This window comes from Paenibacillus sp. FSL R5-0701, from assembly GCF_037973995.1.
Lineage (GTDB): Bacteria > Bacillota > Bacilli > Paenibacillales > Paenibacillaceae > Paenibacillus.
Map to the genome: position 1 here is coordinate 1,420,381 of NZ_CP150230.1, position 25,646 is coordinate 1,446,026.

At 45.5% G+C, this 25,646-nt stretch carries 28 protein-coding genes; 27 read left to right on the forward strand and 1 reads right to left on the reverse strand.

The genetic code is table 11. The features are described 5' to 3' along the window. The first annotated feature begins 81 nt into the window (after positions 1-81). Complete coding sequence (locus MKZ13_RS06350; protein WP_017690128.1) at positions 82-237, forward strand: hypothetical protein; 156 nt, start codon at positions 82-84, stop codon at positions 235-237. A 95-nt stretch (positions 238-332) separates the two neighbouring features. Here MKZ13_RS06350 and MKZ13_RS06355 read toward each other — a convergent pair whose 3' ends face one another. Further along, positions 333-701: a helix-turn-helix transcriptional regulator gene (locus MKZ13_RS06355; RefSeq protein WP_017690127.1), complete on the reverse strand. Its 369-nt coding sequence runs from the start codon at positions 699-701 to the stop codon at positions 333-335. A 377-nt stretch (positions 702-1,078) separates the two neighbouring features. On the opposite strand from MKZ13_RS06355, the gene MKZ13_RS06360 reads away from it, so the two are divergent. The 26 genes from MKZ13_RS06360 to MKZ13_RS06485 all read left to right on the forward strand — a co-directional run bounded on the left by MKZ13_RS06360 (position 1,079) and on the right by MKZ13_RS06485 (position 25,566). Next, positions 1,079-1,483 carry a hypothetical protein gene (locus MKZ13_RS06360; protein WP_127551237.1) on the forward strand — a complete coding sequence of 135 codons (405 nt, stop codon included), beginning with the start codon at positions 1,079-1,081 and terminating at the stop codon, positions 1,481-1,483. 155 nt (positions 1,484-1,638) lie between these two features. Continuing rightward, positions 1,639-2,397: a CpsB/CapC family capsule biosynthesis tyrosine phosphatase gene (locus tag MKZ13_RS06365; RefSeq protein WP_339182683.1), complete on the forward strand. Its 759-nt coding sequence runs from the start codon at positions 1,639-1,641 to the stop codon at positions 2,395-2,397. 32 nt (positions 2,398-2,429) lie between these two features. After that, the gene (locus MKZ13_RS06370) at positions 2,430-3,185 is read left to right on the forward strand and encodes a Wzz/FepE/Etk N-terminal domain-containing protein (RefSeq protein ID WP_235193748.1); all 756 of its coding nucleotides are present in this window, start codon (positions 2,430-2,432) and stop codon (positions 3,183-3,185) included. After that, positions 3,166-3,843: a CpsD/CapB family tyrosine-protein kinase gene (locus MKZ13_RS06375; protein ID WP_076209606.1), complete on the forward strand. Its 678-nt coding sequence runs from the start codon at positions 3,166-3,168 to the stop codon at positions 3,841-3,843. The genes MKZ13_RS06370 and MKZ13_RS06375 overlap by 20 nt, the downstream gene beginning before the upstream one ends. 187 nt (positions 3,844-4,030) lie before the next feature. After that, a complete protein-coding gene (gene galU / locus MKZ13_RS06380; RefSeq protein WP_036611572.1) occupies positions 4,031-4,933 on the forward strand; it encodes a UTP--glucose-1-phosphate uridylyltransferase GalU in 903 nt (300 codons plus the stop codon). Between the two features lie 35 nt (positions 4,934-4,968). Then, entirely contained in the window at positions 4,969-5,628 is a 660-nt protein-coding gene (locus tag MKZ13_RS06385) for a sugar transferase (protein ID WP_047844154.1), read from the forward strand. Between the two features lie 34 nt (positions 5,629-5,662). Further along, positions 5,663-7,039 (forward strand): O-antigen ligase family protein, encoded by a 1,377-nt coding sequence (locus MKZ13_RS06390; RefSeq protein ID WP_339182688.1) that lies wholly within the window; start codon positions 5,663-5,665, stop codon positions 7,037-7,039. Next, entirely contained in the window at positions 7,036-7,494 is a 459-nt protein-coding gene (gene pssD / locus MKZ13_RS06395) for a PssD/Cps14F family polysaccharide biosynthesis glycosyltransferase (protein WP_036668906.1), read from the forward strand. Before MKZ13_RS06390 ends, pssD begins: the two co-directional genes overlap by 4 nt. Continuing rightward, positions 7,491-7,970, forward strand: a complete 480-nt coding sequence (gene pssE / locus MKZ13_RS06400; protein ID WP_221819116.1) for a PssE/Cps14G family polysaccharide biosynthesis glycosyltransferase — start codon at positions 7,491-7,493, stop codon at positions 7,968-7,970. Before pssD ends, pssE begins: the two co-directional genes overlap by 4 nt. A gap of 38 nt (positions 7,971-8,008) precedes the next feature. Further along, complete coding sequence (locus MKZ13_RS06405) at positions 8,009-9,076, forward strand: glycosyltransferase family 4 protein (protein WP_221819117.1); 1,068 nt, start codon at positions 8,009-8,011, stop codon at positions 9,074-9,076. A gap of 21 nt (positions 9,077-9,097) precedes the next feature. Then, on the forward strand, positions 9,098-10,042 hold the full coding sequence (locus tag MKZ13_RS06410) for a glycosyltransferase family 2 protein (protein WP_076209610.1): 945 nt from the start codon (positions 9,098-9,100) through the stop codon (positions 10,040-10,042). Between the two features lie 11 nt (positions 10,043-10,053). Further along, complete coding sequence (locus MKZ13_RS06415) at positions 10,054-11,076, forward strand: glycosyltransferase (protein ID WP_221819119.1); 1,023 nt, start codon at positions 10,054-10,056, stop codon at positions 11,074-11,076. Between the two features lie 43 nt (positions 11,077-11,119). After that, a complete protein-coding gene (locus MKZ13_RS06420; protein ID WP_339182694.1) occupies positions 11,120-12,025 on the forward strand; it encodes a glycosyltransferase in 906 nt (301 codons plus the stop codon). Between the two features lie 8 nt (positions 12,026-12,033). Next, positions 12,034-13,410 (forward strand): oligosaccharide flippase family protein, encoded by a 1,377-nt coding sequence (locus MKZ13_RS06425; RefSeq protein WP_221819120.1) that lies wholly within the window; start codon positions 12,034-12,036, stop codon positions 13,408-13,410. Further along, on the forward strand, positions 13,397-14,425 hold the full coding sequence (locus tag MKZ13_RS06430; RefSeq protein WP_036668919.1) for a polysaccharide pyruvyl transferase family protein: 1,029 nt from the start codon (positions 13,397-13,399) through the stop codon (positions 14,423-14,425). The genes MKZ13_RS06425 and MKZ13_RS06430 overlap by 14 nt, the downstream gene beginning before the upstream one ends. Further along, positions 14,422-15,804 (forward strand): sugar phosphate nucleotidyltransferase, encoded by a 1,383-nt coding sequence (locus MKZ13_RS06435; RefSeq protein WP_221819121.1) that lies wholly within the window; start codon positions 14,422-14,424, stop codon positions 15,802-15,804. Before MKZ13_RS06430 ends, MKZ13_RS06435 begins: the two co-directional genes overlap by 4 nt. A gap of 32 nt (positions 15,805-15,836) precedes the next feature. Further along, entirely contained in the window at positions 15,837-17,168 is a 1,332-nt protein-coding gene (locus tag MKZ13_RS06440) for a UDP-glucose/GDP-mannose dehydrogenase family protein (RefSeq protein ID WP_047841972.1), read from the forward strand. 13 nt (positions 17,169-17,181) lie between these two features. Continuing rightward, positions 17,182-18,102 (forward strand): LCP family protein, encoded by a 921-nt coding sequence (locus tag MKZ13_RS06445; RefSeq protein WP_221819122.1) that lies wholly within the window; start codon positions 17,182-17,184, stop codon positions 18,100-18,102. Between the two features lie 21 nt (positions 18,103-18,123). Beyond that, a complete protein-coding gene (locus MKZ13_RS06450; RefSeq protein WP_339182699.1) occupies positions 18,124-20,283 on the forward strand; it encodes a hypothetical protein in 2,160 nt (719 codons plus the stop codon). 10 nt (positions 20,284-20,293) lie between these two features. Next, complete coding sequence (locus tag MKZ13_RS06455) at positions 20,294-20,878, forward strand: VanZ family protein (protein ID WP_076209617.1); 585 nt, start codon at positions 20,294-20,296, stop codon at positions 20,876-20,878. An 84-nt stretch (positions 20,879-20,962) separates the two neighbouring features. Beyond that, on the forward strand, positions 20,963-21,484 hold the full coding sequence (locus tag MKZ13_RS06460; RefSeq protein WP_221819125.1) for a hypothetical protein: 522 nt from the start codon (positions 20,963-20,965) through the stop codon (positions 21,482-21,484). 323 nt (positions 21,485-21,807) lie between these two features. Next, positions 21,808-21,987 (forward strand): hypothetical protein, encoded by a 180-nt coding sequence (locus MKZ13_RS06465; protein WP_036611302.1) that lies wholly within the window; start codon positions 21,808-21,810, stop codon positions 21,985-21,987. A gap of 32 nt (positions 21,988-22,019) precedes the next feature. Further along, entirely contained in the window at positions 22,020-22,928 is a 909-nt protein-coding gene (locus MKZ13_RS06470; RefSeq protein ID WP_221819126.1) for an ABC transporter ATP-binding protein, read from the forward strand. Beyond that, positions 22,921-23,712 (forward strand): DUF2705 family protein, encoded by a 792-nt coding sequence (locus tag MKZ13_RS06475; RefSeq protein WP_036668933.1) that lies wholly within the window; start codon positions 22,921-22,923, stop codon positions 23,710-23,712. The genes MKZ13_RS06470 and MKZ13_RS06475 overlap by 8 nt, the downstream gene beginning before the upstream one ends. A 167-nt stretch (positions 23,713-23,879) precedes the next feature. After that, positions 23,880-24,953: an AI-2E family transporter gene (locus MKZ13_RS06480; RefSeq protein WP_339182703.1), complete on the forward strand. Its 1,074-nt coding sequence runs from the start codon at positions 23,880-23,882 to the stop codon at positions 24,951-24,953. A gap of 217 nt (positions 24,954-25,170) precedes the next feature. After that, positions 25,171-25,566: a GntR family transcriptional regulator gene (locus MKZ13_RS06485; RefSeq protein WP_339182704.1), complete on the forward strand. Its 396-nt coding sequence runs from the start codon at positions 25,171-25,173 to the stop codon at positions 25,564-25,566. Positions 25,567-25,646: the final 80 nt, after the last annotated feature.

The following is a 25,646-nucleotide window of genomic DNA, read 5'->3' on the forward strand; positions in this document are numbered from 1 at the left end:
CAACATCGAGGAACTTTCTCAAGTATAATAAGGCTAGTTTTGGAGGGCAGGGAAAGTATAAAGATAAGAGAGGTTAGCGGAATGAATATGAAGCATCCAAACAGGGACGATCGTAGGCCGACAGGTAAACAAGTCGAAGCAACCCAGATGGACATCATGAAGGTTTTACTGCAATGCGGAATCGACCCGGAGCGTTGGAACCATTTCGTATCCTCCGTCAACAACAAGCGTCCTTGACACAATAGACAAACAGGGAATGGAAGGGAATTAAAACACAAAAAAGCCCAGAAGCCAGAGAGGTTATCTCTCGGGAACTGGGTCCTCTTTCGGGTTTAGTCCATGCTGCGTTCCATTCGGACAAACGCAATAAAACGACGTGCCTCTTCTTCTGTTAAGGACTTCCCATCAATCATCAGATCGAAGCGTTCCAACACTTCCTTATCCGATAACTCCAAGGTATCAACGAATTCGCGTACGTCCTCATCCATCACGACATCGCTTTGCTTTGTACGTCCTATAAGATAATCAATAGACACCTCAAAGATGTCAGCAAGTCTCGTTAACACTTCGAAATCCGGTTTGCGACGGTTCTTCTCGTAGTGGGAGAGAGCAGCTCTGGTAATATGAATGGAGCTCGCAAGTTCTTCTTGAGTAAGTCCCCGCTGTTCCCGTAATTCAGCAATGCGATTTCCGTAGCTCATAAGCTATTTCCCCCTGAACGACATCAAATATATATTGAAACAATCCTGAGCCAAGTGTTTGATCAGGGCAGCTTTCCTGCAAAAGAGTAACTCCTCATGTGTTTCCTTTAACCCATTCCCATTTGTAAATAGGTCTGTCTAAGGACATCTCAAATTGTCGTAAATCAAAAGAACCATGTCCAAATACCGCTTGACATGATACGTATTGTATCGTAAATTGGACGTATGGAGTTACAAAATGTATCATTTGGAATAATTTAAGTATCTCCTTGTTGCCTGGACCATATACCTGTGAGAAGGAAGTGGAGGCAGTCCAGTTGGCTAATCCATTCTAAAGGAATGAAACCATGTATTCAATAATTCAGGAATGGGCTGATATGAAATTAAATGTCCATATGTACATTCAGGAGTTTCATGGGAAAATGGTAGACCGCAAAAGACGCCCTGTTCTGTTACTTGGAATGGACACTCAAGCAATCACCTTCCTGAGCGACCTGAACTTGCCGGTATCATCAGAAATGCTCATTGGTTTGGATGTTGAAGATCAACATGTATGTGTACGACTTCACGCAAGGTTGCAATGGAAACAGCCCTTCGGTGAGCTCACAATGTATCATTCGAACTTGCATATTCAGCACGAACAGAAACTATATATAACTGGACAGTTAAACACAATGCTTACTGAAGTTCAGTTTCCCGCGGTTTCCCGTTTTCAGTATGAAAAGGCAACAGAACAAAAGGCTCTGCAGGAACCCTATCATTACATTGATTTCACCATATAATTCCAAGTCGATTCTTAACATTTTCTGAACAAAACATGTACTTAACGCCATTTTACTATATTTCATAGCGTTATGCATTAGTTCTTTAACACCAAAAGCATTTGCGCAATGAATAAAGGGGCGAGGGGGCTCATACTATTTCAGGAAGTTTGGATATGGTTGAAATGCACTGCCACATATTATCCGGCCTAGATGATGGTCCTGTTCGAATGGAGCAGTCCATTGCAATGGCTGAGAAGGCGGCAGCCTCAGGAATTACCTCCATTATTGCTACTCCGCATCACCTGAACGGGCAATACAACAATGAACCGATGGTGGTCAATCAGGCCGTGAACCTGCTTCACGCAGAACTTCGCAATCGCAACATTCGCCTGGAGATCCGTCCCGGACAGGAGATCAGGGTGCATGACAACCTGATTGGAGACTTATATGCAGGAAAGTGCTGCACACTCGCCGGAAGTCGTTACATGTTGTTGGAACTTCCCTTTGGTCATATTCCCTCACAGTTCCCCAGGATACTGCATGAATTACGAATAGCGGGAATTACCCCTATTATTGCTCATCCGGAACGCAATCGTGTCATTTTGAAGAAGCCAAAGTTGTTGGCTGATTACTTGAGTCAAGGCGGACTATGTCAGCTCACAGCTCAATCTTTCACTGGGCTTTTCGGACGGAAAGTTCGGCAGTGGTGTTTCCATTTTTGCAAAGAAAACGGGTTTCATTTCATTTCATCAGATGCACATGATACGTGCACAAGGACATTTGCCATAAGTGAAGGAGAGCGGGTCATCGAGCGTCGATTTGGAGCTGAAGCCGTTAAGAGGCTGGCAGAGAATGCGTCGCACATTCTATCGAATTCGTGTCTGGTCACAGAACGCTGGAAACCTCGCAAATGGCTACTGTCCATCTGGTAGTTACATAGGATAGATCACAACGTATAGGAGGAATGAAAGTGGAACTGAAAGGATATTTTCGACTCTTACAAAAGAAACTGTGGTTGATTGTTGCAATTGCTTTGATAGCCGGTGTGGGTGCAGGGGTCAAAAGCATTTTCTTCACCCAGCCCATCTATGAGGCAAGTTCCAAATTGATCGTGAACCAGACCTCTAACGTTCAAGGCCAAGCGATGATGGACTTCAGCATGATTCAAACCAATATCAAACTCATTAACTCTTACAGAGAAATTATTAAATCTTCCGCCATTATGGATAAAGTCGCTACCACGTATCCAGACCTGGGCTTAACCTCTGCTCAGCTCATGAATAGCACCTCCGTCTCTACAGCCAGCGAATCCCAAGTGATGAGCATAACTGTACAAGGGACTACCTACGAAAAAGCCGCAAAAACGGTCAATGCCATCTCCAACGTGTTCCAATCTCAAATCCCCCTGATCATGAAAATCGATAATGTGGCTATCCTCAGTGAAGCAAAAGTGGATAGTAACGCATCTCCAATCAATATGAAAACCACATTAAGCATCATTGTCAGTCTGTTTGCAGGTCTTGTGCTCGCGATTGCACTCGTATTCCTGATGGATTATCTGGATGACACATTCAAATCCGAAACTGAACTTGAAAAAGAGCTGGGCCTGCCTGTGCTTACAGTGATATCCAAAATGAAAAAAGATGATCTGAAAAATACGAAAAATTACGTATCTCAACAGAAAGTGGGGGATGGCAAATATGTCGCGGCTAACCAATGAAAATAACAGTCTGGTGACCTATTTCAACTCCAAATCTCAAATCTCGGAGGGATACCGTAAATTACGGACGAACATCCAGTTCTCCTCAATCGACAGTCATATCAAAAAAATCATGGTAGCTTCCGCTGAATCCGGCGAAGGCAAGACCACAACCATTAGCAACCTGGCGGTAACCTATGCCCAGGAAGGCAAAAAAGTTCTGCTGATCGATGCGGATCTGCGTAATCCTTCCTTGCATCAGGTGTTTTCCGTACCGAATCATATCGGTCTTAGTAGTGTGCTGTCTAATCAGTACAGTGTGGAAGAAGTGCTTAGAGAGAGCTACATCGACAATCTCCAATTATTCACTTCTGGCCCAATTCCGCCGAACCCTTCCGAGATGATCGGTTCCAACCGGATGAAAAGGCTGATTGAGAAGTTAGAGGATCAATATGATGTCATCATGTTTGATACACCGCCGGTGCTCGCGGTAACGGATGCACTCATTGTGAGTTCGCTGTGTGATGGTGTGCTGCTGGTCGTGAACTCGGGCAAGGTCAAGAAGGAACTGGTGAAGAAGACCAAGGCTGCTCTGGAACATGTGAATGCACGGATCTTGGGCGCAATTCTGAACAATATCAAAAACGTTGCAGTACCGGTGGGCTACGGAGAGAAGTAAACCTTTCATCCAATGCTCCCAAGCAAACAGGTAATGTCTACTGCACCTTTATCACTGTAGGCACTCGGTCATGCTGTGGGTTCAATGAACCTTAGACGTTAATCGTCGAAGGTATGACGTGAGGACGGGTTAGATGCCCTGGTTCAACTTTTATCAAACTAAAAAAAAAGAGGATAGGGTGGTATTTATGAAAAAAGTGAGAAAAGCAATCATTCCTGCAGCTGGACTAGGTACACGATTTTTGCCAGCCACAAAAGCGATGCCCAAAGAAATGCTCCCTATTGTGGACAAACCAACTATACAGTATATCGTTGAGGAAGCCATTGCCTCTGGAATCGAAGACATCATCATCGTAACCGGTAAAGGGAAGCGGGCAATTGAAGATCATTTCGACAACGCTTTTGAATTGGAACATAACTTGCTGGAAAAAGGGAAGCTGGGCCTGCTTGAAGAGGTTCGCAAATCCTCTAACGTGGATATCCACTACATAAGACAAAAAGAGGCCAAAGGACTTGGTCATGCTGTCTGGTGTGCACGTAACTTTATCGGTGACGAACCTTTTGCCGTGTTGCTCGGAGATGACATCGTCGTATCGGAAGTTCCATGCACCAAACAATTGATTGATCAATATGATCAGGTTCAACATTCCATTGTTGGCGTACAAACCGTACTTGCTGAACAAACAGACAGATACGGCATTGTAGACCCGCTTCAATCGGATGGCCGTTTGACAGAGGTTCTCAGGTTCGTAGAGAAACCTGCCCAAGGCACAGCGCCTTCCAACCTGGCGATTATGGGGAGATATGTACTGAGTCCAGAGATTTTCGAACATCTGGAGCAACAAGAGATTGGTCAAGGGGGAGAGATTCAATTAACAGATGCGATTCAGCGTTTAAATGAGACACAAGGAGTGTATGCTTACGATTTCGAGGGAGTACGTTATGACGTGGGCGAGAAACTGGGATTCATTTTGACAACCATCGACTTCGCTCTGCAAAAACAGGAACTTAGAATTCCAATGCTGCAAGCTCTGCAACAGATTCTGGAAAAAGAGTCGGTAGAACATGTAGCCGGGGGGGAGTTTGAATGAGTCCATCTCCCCAAACGAAGGAAGCGGAGATCGTTATGGACCCAAGTCTGGGGTACAATGCATCAACGATGTCAGGACAAAATGCGGATAAAGTGTATCTATTTATGAAAAGAATGCTCGATTTGCTGGGTTCTTTCATAGGTTTGATCATTTTGTGCCCCTTGTTTGCGGTCATCGGATTACTGATCAAAATCGAGGCCCCGCAGGGGTCTGTTTTTTTTCGTCAGGTACGGGTCGGACAGAATGGAAAAGAGTTCCACATGTACAAATTCAGGTCCATGGTTGCGAATGCAGAAGATCTGCTGGAACAGCTGATTGATCAGAATGAAGTGAACGGGAATATGTTCAAAATGAAAAATGATCCCCGCATTACCCGGATTGGCAAGTTCATTCGGAAAACCAGTCTGGATGAGTTGCCACAGTTGTGGAACGTGTTCAGAGGAGAGATGAGTCTCGTTGGACCCAGACCGGCTCTGCCCAGAGAAGTGAAGAACTACACTTCCTATGACAGACAACGTCTTCAGATGATTCCGGGATGTACGGGATTATGGCAAGTCAGCGGTCGAAATAGTGTTGGTTTTGAGGAAATGGTGGAGCTGGATCTGACGTATGCCCGTGAGCGCAGCATGATGGTGGATATCAAAATTATCTTCAGAACGTTCAAGGTGCTGGTAGGTTCGAAGGATGCGTTTTGAAACACGATTCTGGCTTTAAGGTGGCATAGCAGATATGCAAAAGACCGGTATACTTGCTGCATTAAATATGAAGTCGTTTAATATCATTCTTTTTTCGCTGGTAATTGTCTTCGCAGCAATCTATCTTCCACTAGTCTCGGTTGTTGCACTCATAGCTGTGATTCTGCTGGGCGTTTATATTAAACAGCCCAGCTGGATTTTTATGATTCTCATCGTCAGTTTTTCATTGTCCATTGATAAGATATTTAGCATTCATCTGGCAGGACTGGATTCGCTGTCCTTCTACAAGCTGGCGATTCTGGGTTTTGTCGTCTCTCTTTTTTTACGCTTTGGTATTCGCAAAGAGTTGATCTATCCTGCACTGGCGATTGGTTTTTTATTTGTGGAGAGTTATTTTCTATCGGATCTGCCAAGTAAAGTTAGTCCGCTCGATCCATTCAAGGCTTTTCTGGGAGTCATTGTTCCTTTTTTGTTGCTGATGCCCCACTTTTCAAGAGAGATCAGTCAACGAATTATACGGGTACTCGCATGGTTGCCGCTGTTCAGTCTTGCTGGTGGTTATATTCTGCAACTCGCCGGCATATTGTCCATTACTAACCTGGAGATGTCGGGAGTAACCCGGTTACAGGGAGCTAACATCGCCGCGCATCTGGCCATGTTGTGTTTTATCTCGATCTGTGTCTGTCTGATTCAGATCAAGCAAGGCCATCAGGTTGTTCTGTATTACATGCTTACCTTGACACATCTGGTCATTCTGGTCCAGACGGGAACAAGGGGGCCACTTATTGCGCTTATTCCGATTATTCTGGTCTATCTTTTTGATCAACTGAAAGCCTTCATCAAAGGCAGAGTCAGTGCCATTATTCCTCTCATTCTGTTCGTTGTTGCTGTGGCCTATATGGTGATTGCGCAGTGGGACAATTATGAGATGAGGTCAGAGAGCAAAGGCCTGTCGGGAAGGGATGTAGCCTGGAATTATTTTATTGGCAAAGCAAATGAGTATCCGATATTTGGACGTGGACTCGGCTCAACACTTGTAGCGAATGATGGAAGTATTTTTTCTGGATTCGTTGTTCCGCATAATGAATACATTCGTTTTTATTACGATGGCGGTTTAGTTGGAGCCATCCTGTTGTTTCTATCGCTGCTGCTGGTGTTTCGGGCTGTGTACTTCCGATTGGGCGGCATGATCCGGTTGTATTTTGCCGGTATGATTATCGGTTTCCTGACCTATTCCTTTTTTGACAATACCCTGTCCACGGTTCATCTGATTGCTCCATTCTGTATCTTCCTGAACGCGTTATATGCTACGGGAAATGGAGTTCATTCCAAGTTAGGGGCTGAAGCAGAAGTGGATATACAGATACAGCGAGCCAAGGACGTATCCTTTTCAAAGGAGATTAGAACATGAAGGTCTGTTTGATCAGTTCTACAGGCGGTCATTTTGATGAATTAACCAAAATTATTCCTGCGGTTGAAGAACATGATTATTTCCTGATTACCGAGAAAAATAAAAGCAGAAAAGTAGAATCGTCTCAGGGCAAAGTATACTTCTTAATGCAGCAAGAGCGGAAGAATGCGATGTTCTTGCTAATCTTTGTGGCTAATATTATCAAGTCGTTCTTTCTATATCTGCGTGAGCGTCCAAAGGTGATCATTACAACAGGGGCAGGAGCTACCTATCCTTTTTGCCTCATTGGTAAAATCTTCGGTGCCAAGCTGATTTATATCGAAAGTTATGCCAAAATCTATTCCTCCAGCGCAACCGGGAGATTGATGTACAAAATCTCGGATGAGTTCTTCATCCAATGGGAAACGTTGCAGGATAGCTATCCCAATGCAAAATACAGGGGGGCTTTATTTTGATATTTGCTATCGTTGGAACCCAGCGTTTTCCCTTCAATCGGATGTTTGAGCTTATTGATGAGGCGATTGAGGCAGGAATTATTGAAGAAGAGGTTATTGCCCAATCCGGATATACCGAGGTTCAGCCCCGAAATTTCACTGTGATTCCTTTCCTTACCCAGGAAGAGATGAATGAATATGTGGAGCGCAGCAGATGCATTATTTCTCATGCGGGTGTGGGTTCCATCACAAATTGTCTTGAACGTGGCAAGCCGGTTATTGTCATTCCACGCCGGAAAGAATGGGGCGAGCATGTGGATGACCATCAGCTTGAAATCTCCAAGGTTTTTCAGGATAACGGCTATGTGGCCGTCGCGGAGAGTCAGGATGAATTGCAAAAACTGGTTCCGTGCATAGAGGAGCTGACGTTCCAGCCTTATGTGAGAAAACAGTCTGATCTGATCTCATCCATTAAAAATTACGTGAACAGTCTGTAAGAGGTATGAAGATTAACCATGAAAAAAAGGAGTCTATCATGAAACCAAAAGTATTGGTTGTTGGATCATCCTTGAAGGATATGGGTGGAATTGTGAGTGTCATCAAAAATATTGAGGATTCCTCCATCTCGGAAATGTATGCCATGCAGCGGGTCGAAACGTATATCACGGGCAGCGTGTTCTCACGGCTGCTTATTTTTATACGGGGATTCATTCAATTCTGGATGAAGCTGTATACGTTTAAGCCGGATATCGTGCATATTCATATGGCAAACAACGGGAGCTTTTATCGGAAGTCTCTATTTCTGCTAACCGCACGAAAGTTGTTTCGAAAGTCAGTCATTCTGCATATTCATGCGGCCAGCTTTGATGATTTCTACAACCAATTTGCTCTGCAGCGTAAGTATTGTCACTACATTCTGAATCAGGCAGATAAGTTGATTGTCTTGTCCCAGACGTGGAAAGAATACTTTGCTACGATTGTGCCGGAGACAGCGATTGAGGTTCTTTATAACGGGGTCTTTGTCAAAGAACCATTTGTGAGAGAACAACAAACAGCCGTTAATGCTCTCTTCATGGGTAGACTCGGTGAGCGTAAAGGAGTCTACGATCTGCTTCAGTCCATTCAGCAATTGAAGGCGCTGGGCGTTACAGCTACCTTTAATCTGGCAGGGGATGGCGAAGTCGAAGAAGTCAAAGCAATCGTGCAGCAGTATGGAATAGAGGATCGTGTCAATGTACTCGGCTGGATTAACGGAGAGCAAAAGGAAAAGCTGATGCGGGAAGCGGATCTACTGGTCCTGCCTTCTTATCATGAGGGATTACCTATGGCCATACTTGAAGCAATGAATTGTGGCTTGCCCATTATATCGACCACCGTCGGAGGCATCCCCGAAGTGATTACATCCGGTCATAATGGGCTGTTAATCGAGCCGGGAGATGTGCACGGGCTGATATCAGCGCTGGAATATCTCATCACGGATGAAGAGGTTAGAGCAAGAATGGGTTCACATAACAGAGAGATTATATCGGATAAGTTCGATATGAATCTTCTCGTGGGCAGATTATCAGGAATATATGATGCACTTCAAGTGAAGGTATCCTAGTGAACAGGAAAAGGTGATGAAATGAACCCCTTGGTATCTTGCATCATTACGACCCATAACCGGGCCGATTTATTGAAAAATGCGTTGAGAAGTGTACGTGAGCAAACACATCCGTATCTGGAGATTTTCATTGTGGATGATGGTTCAGAAGATCAGACGCCAGAGATCTGTCAGGCTTGGACCCGGGAAGATTCACGGATTCGGTACATCCGGGTTCCATATCCCAAAGGAGCCAACCATGCACGGAATGTAGGGATATCCCAAGCCAATGGCAAGTACATTGCCTTCCTGGATGATGATGATGAATGGCTACCTGACAAAATAAAAACCCAGGCGGAAGTGCTGGAACGAACAAAGGAATCATTCACCTTTTGCAGCAAGTATCTCGCATACACGAATGAGCAGCATCAGGTGGTCAAACGGAAATTGTCGGTGGAACCTCGCGATGTTATTCGGTATGAGGATCTGCTTACATTCAACTGGATTGGGGAAACGTCCAAAATCATGGTACTTACCTCACTGGCCCGTGAAGTTCGATTCGATGAAAATCTGACATCCGCTCAGGATTACGACTTTTATCTTCGTATATTGAAACGAGGCTACATCGCCGTGAATGTGAAAGAACCGCTGGTGGATATCAACATCCATAGTGGTCCACGAATTTCAACCTCTACAACGGCCAAGTACAAGGGCCAACGTAAGATTATTTTGAAATACTACAATGACATGTCCAAGGAACAGAAGCGCCGTCAGTTACACCATTATCGAATGCTCGAATGGTCGAGAAATACACTTCGCAATAACGTTTATTTGAAAAAAGCACTGTCGCTGTACCCTTGGTGGAAAGATTGGGTGCTGCTCAAGCGTAATACCAAAATTATGATGCAAGGATTTCTAATGAGATTTCATGCAAGGCGCGCAGTTGGAACGTATACAGAGGAACCTGTGCGAATGAAACTAAAGTAAGAGGTGTCTGGATGGAAAATCCGACGGTGTATATGCTGCCCAAGATGATTGAGAACAATAAATTCAATGAGCTGTTATCCGATTCCATTGAGAACAAGGGATGGGAAGTGAAACAGTTTACCAAAAGAGATCTACTCAAACTGAAAAAAAATGATGTGCTGCATTTTCATTGGCCCAGCTTTTATTACAGAGGTTCATCCGTACTGACAACAGTGATCAAGTCCATTCTGTATGTATTGATGATTTGTTTTGCACGGTTGCGCGGGGCCAAATTGTTCTGGACAGTGCATAACATCTGGCCTCACAACAGCGGTAAGACGCGGTTCGATTATTGGATGAGAAAAATACTGGTCCAAAATTGCTCCAAGCTGATTGTCATGGGTAAACCCTTGATCTCTGAGATCTGTTCGACATTCGGGATTGATTCCAGCCGGATCGAGGTTATTCCGCATGGACATTACAAGGGAGTGTATCAGGGAAAAGGCGTGAATATCCGCTCCCGGTTTGGCATCCCGGAGGATAGTTATGTGTATGCTTTCTTCGGTCAGGTGTCGCCTTACAAAGGCGTGGATGATTTGCTGGAGGCATTCAAGGATCTGGATTCCGAACAAGCCCATCTGTTGATTGCCGGCAAAAAGGTAAAGGATTATGACCTTGGAGATGAATTTCTCAAGAGCGGACATATTCATACCCATTTTCATTTCATCGAAGATGATGAATATTCGGACTATTTTGATGCAGTCGATTCGATCATTCTTCCATACAAGCAAATTGCGACTTCAGGCAGTGCGATTCTGGCATTGACCTTCTGTAAACCGGTGGTGGCACCACGGATTGGCTTGTTGGAGGAATACCTGCCCGAAGATTGTGCGGTACTCTACGAACCTTCTGATCCGGATGGATTGCTTAAAGCGATGAATATGATCCGATTAAAACAATCGGAGTTTCAGGAAGGCAGTGGTTTTGTCAAAGCGTTGGAGCGGCTGGATTGGCCAGTGATTGCCCAAAGGACACTTACCCTGTACTCCAGTTAGTGCAGATGAACGGGTGGACCTAATTGAAAAATATGGGGATGAAATGATGAAGGTAACCGTCGCGATCTGTACGTATAACCGTGCACATGATGCGGTAGAGGCCATACGAAGTGCAATACAACAGAATTACGCAAGCAGCGACTATGAGATCATACTCATTGATAACAATTCGAAAGACAACACCCGGGAAATCGTGCTCCAAACCATCTTGCAGCATGAGAACCATTCGATCCGTTATGTGTTGGAAGAAAAGCAAGGCTTGTCTGTAGCCCGTAACCGGGCCATTCACGAGGCGCGCGGCGAGTATATCCTGTTTCTTGACGATGATGCCTTTGCTTGCAGGGACTGGATTCGCCAGATCGTTAGCGTGTTTGAGATGAATGAAAATATCGGTTGTGTCGGTGGCAAGATTGACCCGATCTGGGAAGTGCCTGAGCCAATGTGGATTCCACCGGAAAACAGGTCGCTGTTCACCATTCTGGATTTTGCAGATGAAGTCACTGAAATGAAAAATCCTTATATTCCATTTGGCGCAAATGTGGCCTTTCGTTTATCCGTCTTTGATCAACTGGCTCCCTTCCGTGAAGATCTTGGAAGAGTGGGTAACAATCTCCTCTCCAGTGAAGAGAGTGAGTTGATTGCAAGAATACGGACAAAGTTCAAGGTATATTACACGCCGTATGGCGCGGTACAACATAAAGTAGCCAAAGAGCGAACGACAAAGAACTGGTTTCTGCGCCGAATCTATTGGCAGGGTGTGAGTGATGCCATTCGTGATCAGGATCGTGGTGTTGTGCGTACGGCCAAACATGGGATTAAGCTTGCACAGGGGATCACAACCTCACTGATCTACATTTATAATGCAGATCGGTTCACACGTCAGCTTGCCAAAGTATGTTACCGAAACGGCATGATTGTTGGGTCGCTTCGTCAAAACAGTAAGGGATGAGGATCGCTATGGCGCAAGTTGCACTTCGCAAAGTATTCAGAGGAAACGGCTTAATGAGTGCCATATTTCAGACAAGTGGAACCAATCTGCTGGTCATGACACTGACGATGCTGTCTTCCATTTTGACGTCACGCATGTTCGGTGTAGAGGGAAAGGGCGCATTCTCGGCCATCTTGTTCTGGCCGGCGCTACTAACCGGATTGGTCGGTTTCGGACTACCGACATCCATCATTTATAACATCAAACAGAGCGCAACCGAGAAGAGTGCGCAGTATGTTCGGTTAAGTTTTCTTTTTCAAGTTCCGGTGTGCATCATTATTGGTATTGTGGCCTGGTTTGGATTACCTTTCTGGCTCTCCAGCTTTCCGCCGGAGGTCGTGCAGATATCCAGATGGTATACGATTGCTACCGTTCCTGTACTTATTGTCATCAATCTCATATCAGCGCTCTCGCAGAGTCGGGAGAAATTCGCTGTATATAATGGTATCCGGTTAATGATCCCCCTGTTTAATGTAGGCGGGCTTTTTGTGTTATGGGGCCTGGGGATGCTGAGCATTCAGCTCGCGGCTGCGATCTATTTTGTAACCAGCTTCTCCGTGGTGGCGTGGGCTATCTATGCGAACCGTGATGAATTGAGACTGAGATGGTTCAAGGATCGGGTGGACCAGAGTTCGGCCAAGAAACTTTTTGGTTATGGCAGCAGGGTGTATGGTGTTGAATTACTAGGAACATTGTATACCCAGTTTGATAAAATCATTATTTTGGCTTTGCTCACCCCGCGTGATTTTGGACTGTATTCCGTCGTATTTGCGTTATCCCGAATCTACAATGCCGTTCAAACGGCAATCAGCAATGTTGTTTTCCCAAAAGTGACCGGATTGCCCCAAGAGCAGATTATTCGAACAGTTGGCAGAGCCTTCCGCATCTCGCTCATGGTCATGATGATCATTGTAATACCCACCATGTTTGTGGGGAACTACCTGATGGGTCTTCTGTTTGGCTCCGAATTTTTGGAAGCGAGCGTTGCGTTTTATATTTTGGCTGTGGAATGCATCATTGGTGGTGGCTCCTGGATTCTAGCATCTGCATTTAATGCACTGGGTCGGCCAGGACTTGTGATGATCAGACAACTTATTGCACTCTCGGTGACGGTGGCTTTGTTCTTTGTATTCACTCCGCTGTGGGGGCTCAACGGAATTGCAATTGCCTTATTGATCGGGTCCATTGTACGAATGGTGGTTACTGTGGCTGCGATGAAGATTGTATTTAAGGTGAAGTTTGCCGCCATGTTCTATGACAAGGAAGATATACCGTTTCTCTATGAACGGTTAAACAAAAAAAGAAGAAGAGTCACCCAAGGAGGAGATGGAGATGCTGGGCACTAACAATATTCATCCAATGGAAGAGTTGAAGGGACATTTACGTCAGATTTTGAAGGTCATTCCACCGCGTACCGAAATCTATTATTTGGATTACCCGGTGCATAGCAATGGTGGCGACTTGTTGATTATGAAAGGTACTGAGGCTTTCTTCCGGGACAATGATATTCATGTACGTGCCAGATACAGCATTCTGGATTGCCCTTTGTCCCTCAAGGTACCGGAAGGTATCACGATTGTGTTGCACGGGGGAGGTAACTTTGGTGATCTGTACCCTGCCCATCAGAAATTGAGAGAGCGCATGATCGCCCAGCATCCGAATCACCGGATTGTCATTCTGCCACAGACGATGTTTTACAAGAGTGATATTGAATTGAAAAAGACAGCCCAAGTATTCAATCGTCATAAGGATGTGCACTTTTTTGTCCGGGATACCTTATCTTATGAGATAGCCAGTAAAGAATTTCAACAAACCAATGTGTATCTATCCCCGGATATGGCGCATCAGTTGTGGCCTCTTAAGTCCAAGAGCAAGCCTACCGCAGAGATGTTGTATTTCTTCCGGAAAGACATTGAGAAAACTCAGAATCAGGTGCATTACGAATCCGTCAGTGGACCCAAGGCCACGTTTAAAGACTGGGAGACATTGTACAACCGGGTAGACCGGAAGATCATTCGCATGATTACGTCCCGGTTAAAGTCAGGGAAAGGCAGCTCTTTCGCCCGCTGGTTGTGGTACAAATACTCTGATCGGATGGTACATACGGCCATTAAGGAATTCAATCAATACCAGACCATTACGACATCCCGTCTGCATGGACATATTCTGGCCTGTCTCCTGGATCAACCGAACATCCTGCTGGATAATTCATACGGCAAGAACTCGAATTATTATGCAGCTTGGACCAAGAGTAATCCGGCAGGCAGACTGGAGTCCAATCAGACCAGCACATATAACAAGCCAACCGAGACTGGTAAGGGAGCAAGTACGGTTGTGCTGTCGGATGGTGCAGCCCTATGAGAAGTATTCTGTTATCTGGTGGTTCTGGCAAGCGTCTGTGGCCGTTATCCAACGATTCCAGATCCAAGCAATTTCTTAAAGTTCTTCATGGGCCAGAGGGAAGTCCGGAATCCATGGTACAGCGGGTATGGCGACAGCTGAATCATGCGGGACTTGCATCAGAAGCGCTGATCGCGACCAGTTTGCCACAGGTGGAGATTCTGACTTCTCAGCTGGGAGATGATGTGAGACTGGTTGTGGAGCCTGAGCGCAGAGATACGTTTCCTGCGATTGCACTCGCTGCCTCCTATCTGTATTCCGTAGAGAGTGTGAGTCTGAATGAGACGATTGCAGTGTTGCCTGTAGATCCCTTTGTTGAAAAAGAATTCTTCGAGGTGCTGGCAACCTTACCGGAGATGCTTGATAAGTCTGGTGCTGATCTGGCCTTGATGGGAGTTGTGCCGACGTACCCGTCAGAGAAGTACGGATACATCATTCCGCAATCCCTATCTTCCAGTGACAATAACAATGAATACGTGAATGTAGCGAAGTTCCAGGAGAAACCCTGCGAATCCGATGCGGTCCTCATGATTGAGCAGGCCGCATTATGGAATTGCGGGGTTTTTGCTTTTAAGCTGGGTTATTTGATTAATCTGCTCATTGAGATGGAACTGCCAATCCAGTATGACGAAATGCTGAAGCAATACGGAAGATTGAACAAGATCAGTTTTGATTACCAGGTTGTCGAGAAGGCAAATCAGATTATCGCTATTCCGTATAACGGCTTCTGGAAAGATCTAGGCACGTGGAACACACTCACGGAAGAGATGGGAAGCTCGGTTGTAGGAAAAGGGTGGATTACGGGAGATTCTTTGAATACCCACCTGGTCAATGAATTGAACATTCCGGTTGCCATATTGGGATTGTCGGATGTGGTGGTCGCCGTGAGTCCGGATGGCATTCTGGTCAGTGACAAAGAAGCCAGCCCACGGATCAAGGAAATCTTAAAGAACGAGGATCAACGCCCCATGTATGAGGAGCGCAGGTGGGGTTGCTACCGGGTTCTGGATTACACAAGAAACGAAGCTGGCGGTGAGGTTCTCACCAAACGAATCTGCATCAGTGCCGGGAAAAACCTGAGTTATCAATACCATTTGCTTCGCAATGAGGTATGGACGGTTGTATCGGGAACTGGGGAATTGATTCTGAATGGGCAGAGCCGAATGATCGGGCAAGGAGATACGGTGATCATTGACCGGAGTATGCTTCATTCCGTCAGAGCCGTTACGGAACTGGAGATCATTGAGGTACAGATCGGCAGTCAGCTGATTGAGGAAGATATCGTTAGAGTGTCTACCGAATGGCAGGACATTGTTCAGACATATGTGAAGCACGCGTAACCAACACATTAGAACATGGGGGAGATTATGGAATGAATATTACGGTGATTGGCACAGGGTATGTGGGTTTGGTATCAGGCGTATGTTTTTCGGAACTGGGAAATAACGTGATCTGTGTCGACAACAATGTGGAAAAAGTGAATATGTTAATGGACGGTCATGTTCCGATCTATGAACCGGGTCTGAAGGATATCATGAATGCCAATATGAAAGCAGGAAGGCTGTCCTTCACCACCAACATTCAGGATGCTATCAGTCGTTCGGATATTATTATCATCGCGGTGGGTACGCCATCCCTGCCTAATGGCGAAGCAAATCTGAGCTTTATTGAGCTTGTCGCGCGAGAAATAGGTTCTTATATGGATAATTATAAAATAATAATGACTAAAAGCACTGTTCCTGTCGGAACCAATGATCGTATTCAGGAATGGATCAGCAGTTTGACGAATCACCCATTCGACATGGCATCGGTACCGGAGTTCCTGCGAGAAGGTACCGCTGTCCAGGATACACTCTATCCTGACCGGATAGTCATTGGGACACATAGCGAACGGGCGGTTGCCACACTGAAAGAGCTGCATCAGCCATTAACCGATCAGATTATTGTTACAGATATTCGTTCGGCCGAAATGATTAAATATGCATCCAACGCTTTCCTGGCAACCAAAATCTCATTTATCAACGAAATCTCTAACATCTGTGAAAAAGTAGGAGCAGATGTCAGCCGTGTTGCCGAAGGCATGGGCTATGACAGACGAATCGGTGCCTCCTTTCTCAAGGCAGGCATTGGTTACGGAGGTTCCTGTTTCCCTAAGGATACACAGGCTCTGATTCAAATTGCAGGTAATGTGGATTATGACTTCAAACTGCTGAAGTCCGTGGTGGAAGTGAACAAAGATCAACGCTTCAACGTCATTCGTAAACTGGAAGACGCACTGGGCTCACTCGAAGGGAAGGAGATTGCCATCTGGGGGCTTGCTTTCAAACCGGATACCGATGACGTTCGGGATGCTCCGGCGATTGAGATCATTCAACGTTTGCTTGAGCAGGGAGCAGTGATTCGGGCATATGACCCCATCGCTACCGAGAACTTCCGCAAAGAGGTGGATTCCCCATCCATTACGTGGGAAGAGCGTGCCATGAAAGCGGCGGAAGGTGCTGATGCACTCTGTGTTCTGACGGAATGGAAAGAGTTCATGGAGGTTAATCTGACTGATTTGGCAGCGCATATGAACCAACCCATCCTGATTGATGGAAGAAACATCTACGGAGAAGATCAGATTAAAGATACGTCCTTTCAATACTACTCCGTTGGTCGTCCAGGTCTAACCAATATCGATGGTAGAAAAACGGCAGTCATCTAACGGAGGCCATAACATGAGACGCGGGATCAAAATAACATTAGGTGCCATTTCCCTTGTTGCAGTTGTTATGATTGGATATTCTGTGTACCTGTATTCGCATGTCAAATCAGCGGCGGATCAAATGTATGAACCCCGGGAACCCATCAAGCAGGTATCTATTGTCGACCAGCGCGGTGGGGGAGATTTCCCTGTGGACATGGAGAATGAAGAACCTTTTAATGCTTTGATCCTGGGTGTGGATGAACGTTCCAATGATCGGGGGCGCTCCGACACCATGATTGTATTAAGTGTTAATCCTGCGAAGCAATCCGCTCTTATGTTTAACATCCCCCGAGATACCAGAACAAATATTGTTGGACACGGCACGGAGGATAAGATCAACCATGCATACGCTTTTGGGGGCGTTAACATGTCTGTGCAAACGGTGGAACAATTGCTTGACGTTCCCATACATTACTACATGAAAGTGAATATGGAGGGCTTTGCACAAGTCATCGACATGGTGGGTGGAGTGAATGTGAATAACCCGTTTGCATTTGACTATGAGGGTTACCGGTTCGAGCAAGGGAAGATTCATCTGGATGGTGAAGCGGCTTTGGGATTTTCGCGGATGCGTTATGATGATCCGAAGGGGGATCTCGGGCGGAATGACCGTCAGCGGGAGATCATCAAACAAGTGCTGAAGAATACGGTCCAGGTATCCAACGTGTTGCAACTGGAGACGTTGCTGGACGAAGTCAGTGCTCACGTCAGAACCGACGTTACCTTTGATGAGATGAAGCAGATGTTCTCCAATTATCGTTCGGTACTGGATCATATTGAATCCGTTGAGATTAAAGGCACGGGCAAGAAAATAGACGGAGTGTACTACTATATCGTGGAACAGTCGGAACGAGACAGGATACATCAGATGATTGAAGAACATTCAAAATGATCGGATAGGGCGGTGAACCAGATGCGTATCTCCAGACTAATGAAATTGTCCCTGATTGTGCTACTCATGTATATGCTCATGATACCGGCAAGTACAAATTATGTTCAATCAGCTCAAAACTATCAGTGGAATAATATACCTATTGGTGGTGGGGGGTACGTTACGGGGGTGGTCATTCATCCGACTGAGCCTGATCTGGTTTACGCTCGAACTGATGTTGGAGGAGCTTACCGACTGGATGTAACTTCAGGAGATTGGATTCCACTACTGGATCATTTTGGAGATGAGGACAGTAATCTGTACGGCGTGGATGGAATTGCGCTGGATCAGCAAAATCCCAACGTTGTGTATATCGCTGCTGGGAAGTACGGGAACGTGGGGCCAAGTGATATTCTGAAATCCACAGACCGGGGAGAAACCTGGATTCGAACCGGACTTAATCTTCGGAATGAATCGAATGGAAATATCCATCGAGCCATGGGAGAGAGCATCGCGGTTAATCCCACGAACTCCAATTACCTGCACGTGGGTACACGATATGATGGATTGTATACTTCCAGTGATGGTGCATCCACGTGGAGCAAGGTATGGGATGTACCTAGCGGGCTGTCCGGTGAGGGGATTCGGAGTGTAGCATATGGATTGAATCCCGTGACGAAGCAAGGTCAAGTTGTGTATGCGGGGGTTCGCGGCATTGGTGTGTATAGCAAAGCACCAAGAAGCAATGGGCAGACCACCTGGCAACTTACCGGGAGAAGCCCCGAATATCCTGCACGTATGACTGTGGCAAAGAACGGGACGTTGTATGTGACCACGGATAATCAGGGCGTATACAAGTTCAATGGTGTGCAGTGGACGAATATAACACCCAGCTCCAGTTACTCATCTTATTATGGAATCACGATTGATCCGAATAATGATAATCACATCCTGGCAGCCGTTCGAACAGGCGGAGATAATCTTCCGCTGTATCGTTCCGTTAATGGCGGGCTGAGTTGGACAACAGTGAGCAAAACGTTGGTATCCAAACCGTCATGGTGGACACCCAACATGTTTTTCTCAGCAACATCCAGTATCAAATTTGATCCGCATAATCCGGGCACCGTATACGCTACAGACTGGTTTGGCGTGTACAAGACGGAAAATATTAATGGTACCAATGGATTGACTGGCAGTACAGCGAGTACTTGGGAAGCTATCACCGATGGACATGAAGAAGTCGTCGCACTCACGGCCTCCACACCACCTCAGGGTGTTTCATTCTTTAGTGGTTTAACGGATCAGGTCGGATTTAGACATGAAAATGTAACCGATGTTCCTATTAATAAAATCCCACTCTCAGGTATGCGAGAAATTGTGAGTATTGACTATCATGAGGCAAACCCGAATTACATGATATTTCTGGGAAGCAGTGACTGGTATGGTACCACCACACGCTTATTTGTCTCTTCCAATAACGGGGTTACCGTAACTCCAATGAATGTTCCGGCTGGCTCCAAACTGGGGAGGGTCGCCTACTCGGCCATCAATCCGAATGTAATTGTTTATTACCCCCAGACCGGTAATCCGGTCAGAAGCACGAATCGTGGCGCAACATGGCAAAATATGAATGGTGCCCCATTTCAGGCCATCGGGGGGAATATGGTCTTTGCCTATAATCATCCACTGGCTGCGGATCGCATCAATGGATATAAATTTTATATGTATGCTGCCGGTTATCTGTATCGGTCTACGGATGCAGGAGCCAACTGGTCCAAGGCCAATGCGGTTCGCCTTCCTATTAATACGGATATCAATACAAGCTTCATTAAAGTCGAGGCTGCACCTGGCGTGGCGAATAATGTATGGGTGAGTCTGGGAACCGATGGATTATATGCATCAACGAACTCTGGAAATACCTTTTCCAAGATCCCGGGTGTGCAGAATTCCAAATTATTTGCCTTTGGAAAAGCGAAGCCGGGTAAATTAGTTCCAGCTGTCTATGTATATGGCACCGTAAATAACGTGAATGGATTCTTCCGTTCAGATGATATGGGGGCAACCTGGAACAATATAGGTCCTTTAGGTAATGGAATCGGGCTGGGCAATGAACCGCAAATTATGGCGGCAGACCGTCAAATCTATGGTCAGCTATATGTAGGTACAAATGGCAGAGGCATGTATGTTGGATCAATAGAATAACGAGAGAGATATGAAAGTGGTGAAGATCAAAATGATGGAGGAGGACTCCGGGCGCACGAGACAAAAGCATGTACGAAGAACGTACGGATTTCTCATTGCTCTGCTGTTGATTGTGATCTGGATTCTGGTCATTTGGTCCATGTCCACGCAATCCTCTCAACAGCAAGACATTCAGCCTTGGCTTCATAAATGGTCCCAAAAATTGCACATCGGTTTTACACTTCCTGATGTGCAATTCACTTACGGGGAATATGAGTATTCGCTGAAGCAGAGGCCGTATGATTTTGCAGAGTTCATCTTTCGCAAGAGTGCGCATTTATTTGTATACGCTGTGCTCGCCGTGCTTGTCTATGGCGGGCTGCGGTACAGAAGAACATCCCTTGTAACCAGTATCGTTTCTGCTCTGGCTGTGGTGTTTGTTATAGCCTCCATTGATGAGTATATTCAACAGTTCAGCCCGGACAGGACAAGCTCGATACGTGATGTTGGAGTGGATTTGCTCGGCGGTTGCTGTGGGATTGCCATATATGCAGGGCTTCAGTCCATGATCCGAAGGATCAGAAAGGGAAAGCGTACTTCCATTCACAGCGAGTGATTTCCCAGGAAATTAGATGTATCGTTCAACTTCTACTTGTCTGCCATCCATCATAAGTATGGAGTAGGACAAGGAGGACTGGACATGCTGCGAAGAAGGAACCGGAATGCTTTGCTCAAAAAGATCGGGTTCATCACGATCATTGTATTATTGCTATGGTTGATTGCCAGAACCATTCCGTATTTGTTTCAGGCAGATACAACGGATGAAGCTGCTGCTGTTGCCGAAGAGTTCTACAAATATGAGCAGACGGGTGACTTCGGCAGTTCATGGGAACTTTTTCATCCCCTGATGAAAGAGCGGTTTCCCAAGAGTGCTTACGTACAGAACAGAGCACATATATTTATGCAGCACTTTGGCGTGGAAACGTTTGAGTTGGAGATGGAGAAGCCGGAGCGCGAGTTCGATGTAACCGTGATCGATGGCGTTAAGCCATTTTCTGAAGCCTACCGAATTCGGGTCACCCAGAAGTACTCAGGTACCTTTGGCCAATTCGATATTGTGCAGACCTGTTATCTGGTAGAGGATGGCGATGAGTGGACCTTACTCTGGTATTATCCAAATCAGAAAAATGAGGATACCTCGCAGGTCGACAATAGTGACTGATCAAGAAATAATATTAACCCATACATTGAACCGAATTGTATCATTTACCTAACATCTGGCTCCATAAATGCGAGACTTTTGTCGCATTTATGGAGCTTTTTTTGTATTTTGCTTGTTTTTATGGCTTTGAAGCCTTGACATTAGTCCCGGTGTCAAGTAAATTACGAGATAGATACAAAATGTATCAATTTTCAGCGTCTAACGACAAATAACAAGGACTTCTAAGCTCCTTGTGAGGGGAAGGAATATCATTGATCGAAACGGGCCGCTTTTACTGTGTCAGTTGTGGGATGATTGTGTCGGTCACTAGAAGCTCTGTCGAAATGAAGGAAGAGGGCAATGGAGGCAATCACGTATTTCGCACCGGATTCTACCGGAGTGAAATGCCGCTTGGATGCTGTGAAGCGTGTGTAGTTGAAGCGAAACGTCAGGGGAAATCCCAGTTTGCGGGACAATATACTAAAGATTATGATACACTATGTTCATATGAGAAACGGGCATGAATGATGTGCTCGTCCATGAAGGAGGGGATTGAATGCAGCAGGAGCCGGTCGTCCGGATTCAGGGCGTCAGCAAAATTATATCCTCCCGATCATTGGTCAGCGACCTGACTCTGGATATTTCTCCGGGGCAGGTTTTTGGTTTTTTAGGACCTAATGGCGCGGGGAAAACAACAACGATTCGGATGATGGTTGGACTGATGTCCATCAGTAAAGGTGACATTTTCATCTCGGGACACAGTGTGAAGAATGAATTTGAACAGGCGGTAGCCCAGGTAGGAGCTATTGTAGAAAATCCGGAAATGTACAAGTTTCTGACCGGGTACCAGAATCTCGTTCACTTTGCCCGCATGTCGCCGGGAGTTACGAAAGAACGTATTGCGGAAACGATTGAGCGTGTAGGGCTTACGGCTCGTATTCATGATAAGGTCAAAACCTATTCACTGGGCATGCGCCAGCGTCTGGGGGTCGCGCAAGCGATATTACATAAACCGAAGCTGCTTGTACTGGATGAGCCAACCAATGGTTTGGACCCACAGGGTATACGGGAACTGAGAGATTATTTGCGTCAGCTCACCCAAGAGGAAGGTATTACGGTCTTTGTATCCAGTCATTTATTGTCGGAGATGGAGCTGATGTGTGATACAGTGGCCATCATCCAGAACGGCAAGTTGATCGATGTAAGAAACCTTCGGGCTGAAGCCGGTTCGGATGCATTAATCGAAGTTGCTTTTGAGCTGAATGATGCTGACCGCGCTGCGGATCTGATTCAGGGTGCTATCGTGCAGGGCAATGTCCTGGTGATGCGGGTGTCTCGTGAGCAGATTCCGGATATCAATGCCAAGCTGGTTAGTGAAGGGTTTCAGGTATACGGTATTCGTAACGTGACTCACACCCTGGAAGAACAATTCTTGCAAGTCACTGGGGGTGGAGGCATTGGGTAGTTTTGGTAATCTGATATTGAATGAGAATATGAAAATTTTCCGTCGTCCCCGTACCTGGATCATGTTATCGATTCTGGCGCTGATCTCGCTATTAATGCCAGTGTTACTGCGAGAAGGCATGGGGTCCAATGAAGTTTTGTACTGGGAAGCGGCTGTAACGACCATCCAGATTACGTTTTTCCTGAACACAATCTTCTGTGTCGTGATTGCAGCGGAATCGGTCGCGGGCGAATTTACCTGGGGAACCATCAAGCTATTGCTGATCCGTCCATGGTCACGAAGCAAAGTTCTTGCTTCCAAATATCTGACCGTTGTTGGCTTCAGTATTGTCAGTACATTGCTGATCATCGCGATGGCCATGCTAACGTCTTATATCCTTTTCTCGCATGATGCTCCGGGAGGAAGCAGTAGTCCGGCTACGAATGCTCTGACGTTATGGGGATATTTGTACGTTGATCTGTTCATTACGCTTGCGATTGCGTTTATGGTGTCCTCCGTATTTCGTTCAGGTGCACTTGCGATTGGATTATCCCTGTTCATTATGTTCTCACAGAGTATCTTCTCGCTCATATTCAATCCGGTCCGTTATGAGTGGGCCAAGTATGTTCTATTCAACAACATGGATCTGAGCAAATACATGACCTCCGGGGCGGATTTTGCATTAATGGGTGGCCCAAGTGCAGGAATGACACTGGGTTTCTCCATTGCAGTTCTGGCGGTGTATTACGTTATTTTCATGGTGATTTCCTGGGTTGTATTCAGCAAAAGAGATGTGGCAGGCTAACGCCTGCTTCTTTTTTTTGCTCCAATGTTTGTTTTGGAAAGAAAATAAGTGTATATTCAGCATCGCCTGTGGCATGACTGTCATTTAAGGGTACTTATAAATGACTAGATATACATATGAACGCTCCAGTCAATTTGGCAGAGCAGCGCATGGAGGGATCACGTTTCTTGATAAATAACAAGTTCTACCGCATATGCACAGCGATTATTCTGCTGCTGCTCATCGTGTATCTGGGGGAAAAAGTGAACTTTATTTTCAGCCCCTTGACCTCACTGATTCATATCATCATCATTCCGCTGCTGATTGCTGGTTTCTTCTATTATCTGCTGCGCCCCCTCGTCGATTATATGGAAAGGCATAAGATCAAACGTGCATTGTCAGTTCTGATTATTTATGTCGTAATTGCACTAATCCTTGCAGGTTTTAGTGTGCTTGTATGGCCTTCCCTGCGTGAACAATTGATGAATTTCGTGGAGAATGCTCCAGCGTTGGTTACTTCACTCAGCGATCAGTTGAATGCACTTGAAAAGAGCAATTTTGTGTTCAGATACCTGCCTGATGATTCCAATCTATTCTCACGATTATCCGATGTTCTGAGCCAAGGGATCACACAGGTAACCAATTATGTCTCAGGGTTATTCTCCGTGGTATCCAATCTGGTTATTATCCTGGCAACGTTTCCGATCATGTTGTATTACATGCTCAAGGAAGGCAGCAAGTTTGGAACGAATCTGACTTTATTGCTGCCAAGACATTATCGGAAGGATGGGGAAGAAACCGTCCATGAGATCGATGAAGCACTAAGCAACTATATTGTTGGCCGGGTTATTGTTAATGTAGCCCTGGGGATTTTGATGTACATCGGTTTTCTCATTTTAGGTTTGCCTTACGCAATGCTGCTGACGGTTGTATCCATTATTCTGAACTTCATCCCTTATGTGGGTGCTTTGCTGGCAGCTATTCCGGTTGTCATTGTTGCGTTTATCGAATCACCTTCGATGGCGATCTGGTCACTGGTCATCATTGTAATCGCACAGCAAATCCAGGATAACCTGATCTCACCTTACGTCTATGGCAAGCAGCTCGATATTCATCCACTGACTACCGTTATCCTTTTGCTCGTGGGTGCTGACCTGGGAAATATCTTGGGTATGATCATCGTAATTCCTCTATATATGATTCTGAAAATTATAGTTCGCAAAATCCATTATCGGATTGTTGAAGATAAGACTGAAACTTAAATGGAAGTTGAAATACAACGCTATCATGTGTGCCACTACTAATGTTTGTTATTGAATCACATCGATAAGCTCATCAGGATAAGCCGCATATCAATGGTGAAGGGTCAGGTAAGTTTACCCTCGCCATTGATATGTGGCTTTTTTCCATACATATTGTTCACCCATGTTATATCTGTTATACTTGATATATAACAGATAACAAAAAGAAGGTGAACCCTTGATTATTCAACTGGATATGCAATCCGAACTTCCCATCTATTCGCAACTTGTTTATCAAATTATTGAAGGCATTGCTAGTGGTGAGTTACAGCTAGGTGAGGCGTTGCCTTCGGTTCGGAATTTGGCAGCAGATATTGGTGTTAACCTTCATACGGTCAACAAGGCTTATACACTACTCAAGCAAGATGGATACATTCTGATTCATAGACAAAAGGGAGTTGTAGTGAACCCTGATGGAATGCCTGGTTTAACGGATGATTTTTTGAAAAAGCAGCAAAGAGAATTAAGACCGATTATTGCAGAAGCGATCTGTCGCGGAATGACCAAAGAGGAACTATCTGCGGTGTTAGACCAAATGTATTACGATGTAAAGATGGGTCACAACAAAGAATAAAAAATCAAGGGAGTGTGTTATGTATGCAGCTATTTAATATATTACCTATCATTTTAATCTTTGCCCCATTAGCCTTACTT